Below are 4,115 nucleotides of genomic sequence, written 5' to 3' on the forward strand. Positions count from 1 at the left end.
CGCTGCGCCGTGCTGCGGACCGCCCAATGGCGCTCGACGGTACACGACGACGCACGACCATCGACCAGTTCCGCGAGCGCCTTTCCATCACCGCGGCTGACATGGTGGAAGGCGCGCGCGAGTTGCGCGATGCTGTGACAGTGAACGGGCGCAAGCCGGTAACAATCCTGCACCGAAGCGCAGCGGGAGCTGAAGACGATCCACGCCTCGAACATGTCCGGGCGCCGAAATTAGTCGTGACATCGCCGCCCTACCCCGGCGGCGAGATGCGTCCCGCCGACGACATCGCCGCGGACATCTGGCGGGCCGTGGCATCCGCCCTGCCGGTCCCGGGACAGCAGGCCTGATCGACTGCCGAACATCATCGACGCAGCGCATCCATCCACCGATTCACGGACGACGAATGCCGCAATTGAGCGAGGACCTGCACGGAAACGCGCCCGACCAGAGCCCCGTGGCGCTGCTGCTGATCGACATGATCAACGACCTGGAGTTCCCGGGCGGCGAGAACGTCGCGGGGCCGGCCACCGCGGCGGCGGAGCGCATCGCGGCGCTCAAGGAGCAGGCGCGGGCGCGCGGCATTCCCGTGATCTACGCCAACGACAACTTCGGCAAGTGGCGCTCGGACTTTCGCGAGGTGGTCAAGCACTGCCTGGAAGACGGCGTGCGCGGCCAGCGCCTGGCGGAGCTGCTGCAGCCCGGGCGCGACGACTACTTCGTCCTCAAGCCCAAGCACTCCGCGTTCTTCGAGACCACGCTGGCCACGCTGCTGGAGTACCTGGGCGCGCGGCACCTGATCCTCACGGGCATCACGGCCGACATCTGCGTGCTGTTCACGGCCAGCGACGCGTACATGCGCGAGTACACGGTACACGTGCCGTCGGACTGCGTGGCGGGGCTGGAAGAGGTGGACACGCGCCAGGCCCTGCGCTACATGCAGCGCGTGCTGCACGCCGACACCACGCCGTCCACGCAGCTGGACCTGGACGCCATGATCCAGGAAGCCAGCCAGGCGCCGGCCTGATCCACGGACGGGCCCTCGCCGGAATGCATCACCCCTCCCGCACGGAACCGTGCGGGAGGGGTGATGCGTTTCGTGGCCGCGGAATCCTTGCCGACCGTATACCGGACTCGGAATGCAGCTGTCTTCCCGAGGGGCCCCCACGACCTCGACCGCGCCCGGATGCATTTCGCGCGGCGCTCCTTGAGAACCGCGCGCGAACGCGTCATCCTGAGGAGCCGCCGCGCAAAACCTGGTTCGCGCGGGTTCCATGGCGGCGACGAAGGATCCCGCCCGCAAAGCGACAGGCCGGCTCCGCGCACCAGAGCCGGCCTGCCGCTTTGCACACAAGATCCTTCGGTCGCGCCAAAGTCCTGCGCGCGTTCGCTTTACGTGCGGCGCTCCCTCAGCGATGACGCTCCCTGCCTCCGTTGAAAGGAAGGTTTGGCAACACCCTGAATAGAAAGCCGCGGCTGGGCTCGTGCGGAGTAGCGTGTCCCGCGCGAGCGCCCCCTCCGGGCTCGCGGAGCTCGCCCACCTCCCCCAAAACCCCCTGGGGGAGGTTGGACTGCGGCTTTCATCCGCAGGGTGAGCGCAGCGCCGAATGACTCAGGATGACGCTCCCTGCCTCCGTTGAAAGGCAGGGTTGGCAACACCCTCCCAGGAAACCAACACCGACGTGCAGCGTTTGAGCCGGATTCCGGATCATCGGCTGGGCAGACGGGGAAGCTGCGTGCGTGCGCGGAAGTCGCCGCGGAAGATGGAGCGCGCGCCGGCGGGCGTATCGCCGGGATCCGCGTCGGCCACGAACTCCACGGAGCCCGTCACCGTGCCGCCGCTGAAGCCCGTCACCACCATCGTGCCCGCCGGGCTCTGCCGGGTGCCGTACGAGGCCCAGATGCCGTCGCCGCCCACGATGTAGCGAATCGCGGCGCTGGCAGGCCCCAGCGTGTACGTGCCCGGCCCGTGGAACGGGCCCACGCCCACGGCCACGTACGGCCCGTTCTGCCACCCGTCCGACGCGCTGGAGATGTACAGCGAGTCGTTGACGATGTACGCCTGCGCGTCTCCGTCCCACGCCTCGCCGGCCCAGGTGCCGAGCAGATGCCCGCCGTCCGACGGATCGGTGCCGGACTCGCACGCGGCGACGGCCACGAGCGACGCGAGGGCGAAGGTACGGAAGATGGATCGGATGTGCATCGTACGGGTCACGGGGAGGTGAGGAAGGCGATCCGGCGGAGCGAACGTACGGAAACGCGTGAGCGGGGAAGATTCGGACAAAACGGTTGGATTTCTCCCGCGGCGCGGGTCGTGGGCCGCGATGCGGACCAAGATGATTCCGGACAGCCGTTCGCACCAGAGCCGCGCGCCCCACTCGCGCGCGCGGCGCGGATGCGCGAAATTGCCCGGGCACGCATCCGGTGCCTCCGCCGTCGCATCCCCTCCGCGTCCCTTCATCCGCCGAACCGTCCCGATGCTCGAACCGCAGCTCGCGCCGCCGCAGCCCACGACCGGCCCGCGCCTTCCGCACGTCATCACGCGCCGCGCGGTGGCCAGCTGGGTGCTGTACGACCTGGCGAACACCATCTTCTCCATGGGCGTGGTCTCGCTGTACTTCTCGCTCTGGGTGCGCGACCAGGTGGGCGCCGAGCGCGCGGACAGCCGCTACGGCGTGCTGACGGCGGTGAGCATGGCCATCACCTTCGTCATCGCCCCGCTGCTGGGGGCCATGACGGACCGCGCGCGGCGGCGGATGCCGTTCCTGGTCGCCAGCACGGTCATCTGCGTGGCGTTCACGGCGCTGCTGGCGCGGCTGGGCTACACGGGCACGGCGCTGTGCTTCATCATCGCCAACGCCACGTACCAGGCGGGGCTGCAGTTCTACGACGCGCTGCTGCCGGAGGTGAGCACGGAAGAGAACCGCGGGCGCATCGGCGGGATCGGCGTGGGGGTGGGATACCTGGGATCGTACGTGGCGGTGGGGCTGGGGATGTGGCTGGGGACGGAGAACAAGGCGCTGCTGTTCACCTGCATCGCGGCGGCGTTCCTGCTGTTCTCCATCCCCTGCTTTCTGTTCGTCAGGGAGCGCGGCAACCCGCGGCCGCGCCCCATCAACTGGCAGATGGTGCGCGAGTCGACGGGCGAGACGCTCCGCACGCTGCGCTCCGGGAACCGGTATCCGGGGCTGATCCGCTTCCTGGTGGGCCGCGTGTTCTACACGGACGCCATCAACACCGTCATCAGCATCATGGCGCTGTACACGGTGAACGTGGCGGTGTCGGGCGGGATGACGGAAAAGCAGGGGCAGGCACGGGCGCAGCTCATCATGCTGTGCGCCATCACTTTCGCGGTGATCGGCGGGTTCGTGTGGGGGTGGGCCACGGACCGGATGGGGCCCAGGCGCACGCTGAACCTGGTGCTGTACGCGTGGATGGCCATCTTCCTGGGCGCGGGCCTGGTGGGCCTGCTGGGGCTGCCGCTGTGGTGCCTGTTCGTCGTGGCGTCCGCCGCCGGGTTCAGCATGGGCGGGATCTGGGCGGCGGACCGGCCGTACATGCTGCGCCTTACGCCGCCGGCGCGCATCGGCGAGTTCTACGGGCTGTACGGGATGGTGGGCCGGTTCAGCGCCATCACGGGGCCCATCATCTGGGCGGGCGTGACGTACCTGACCATCCAGCGCGGGGGGATGCTGCCGCGCGTGGGCCAGGGCATCGGCGTGATCGTGCTGCTGAGCATGGTGATCCTGAGCTGGATCATCCTGCGGCCCATCTCCGACGCGCCGCGCGAGTGGTCGGCGGAGGACCGGGGGGAGTGAACGGAAGTGCGTGAGTGCGAAAGTGCGAAAGTGCGAAAGTGCGAAAGTAACGGCGGGCGCGGGGCAGAGTTCGAGAGGGATGAGCGGAGATCCAGCCTGAGCGGGTGAACCCGCCGCTGGGACAGCGATACGCCCTGTCTCGCGCCGACGCGCTCTGCGAACAGGGCTTCAACCGCCGACGCACGCCGCCACCCGGCAAGACGCACGTGATCGCAGGCGGTCAGGCCGCTCCGGTGCACGTCGGGCGGCATGCGCTGGGGCAGTCCGCGCAGGCGGACTTCGCGACCTTCCAGCGGCGAA

At 69.2% G+C, this 4,115-nt stretch carries 5 protein-coding genes; 4 read left to right on the forward strand and 1 reads right to left on the reverse strand.

Annotated elements, in window-relative coordinates:
- Together VFZ20_RS10245 and VFZ20_RS10250 are read left to right on the forward strand one after the other, a co-directional pair.
- The coding region (locus tag VFZ20_RS10245) for a hypothetical protein (protein WP_329683772.1) at positions 1 to 347 on the forward strand (347 nt) is incomplete at its 5' end.
- 56 nt (positions 348 to 403) lie between these two features.
- The gene (locus tag VFZ20_RS10250; protein ID WP_329683773.1) at positions 404 to 1,024 is read left to right on the forward strand and encodes an isochorismatase family cysteine hydrolase; all 621 of its coding nucleotides are present in this window, start codon (positions 404 to 406) and stop codon (positions 1,022 to 1,024) included.
- A gap of 681 nt (positions 1,025 to 1,705) precedes the next feature.
- Here VFZ20_RS10250 and VFZ20_RS10255 read toward each other — a convergent pair.
- Positions 1,706 to 2,200, reverse strand: a complete 495-nt coding sequence (locus tag VFZ20_RS10255) for a hypothetical protein (protein WP_329683774.1) — start codon at positions 2,198 to 2,200, stop codon at positions 1,706 to 1,708.
- Positions 2,201 to 2,474: 274 nt separating this feature from the next.
- Here VFZ20_RS10255 and VFZ20_RS10260 point away from each other — a divergent pair, with 274 nt between their 5' ends.
- Both VFZ20_RS10260 and VFZ20_RS10265 read left to right on the forward strand, forming a co-directional pair.
- On the forward strand, positions 2,475 to 3,815 hold the full coding sequence (locus VFZ20_RS10260) for an MFS transporter (RefSeq protein ID WP_329683775.1): 1,341 nt from the start codon (positions 2,475 to 2,477) through the stop codon (positions 3,813 to 3,815).
- A 104-nt stretch (positions 3,816 to 3,919) separates the two neighbouring features.
- Positions 3,920 to 4,115: hypothetical protein (locus VFZ20_RS10265; protein ID WP_329683776.1), on the forward strand; the 196-nt coding region annotated here is incomplete at its 3' end.

The sequence above is a fragment of the Longimicrobium sp. genome, assembly GCF_036280135.1.
GTDB lineage: Bacteria > Gemmatimonadota > Gemmatimonadetes > Longimicrobiales > Longimicrobiaceae > Longimicrobium.

Coding starts and splice junctions, on each gene's coding strand:
- VFZ20_RS10250 (WP_329683773.1), top strand. CDS start 404: ATGCCGCAATTGAGCGAGGACCTGCACGGAAACGCGCCCGACCAGAGC.
- VFZ20_RS10255 (WP_329683774.1), bottom strand. CDS start 2,200: ATGCACATCCGATCCATCTTCCGTACCTTCGCCCTCGCGTCGCTCGTG.
- VFZ20_RS10260 (WP_329683775.1), top strand. CDS start 2,475: ATGCTCGAACCGCAGCTCGCGCCGCCGCAGCCCACGACCGGCCCGCGC.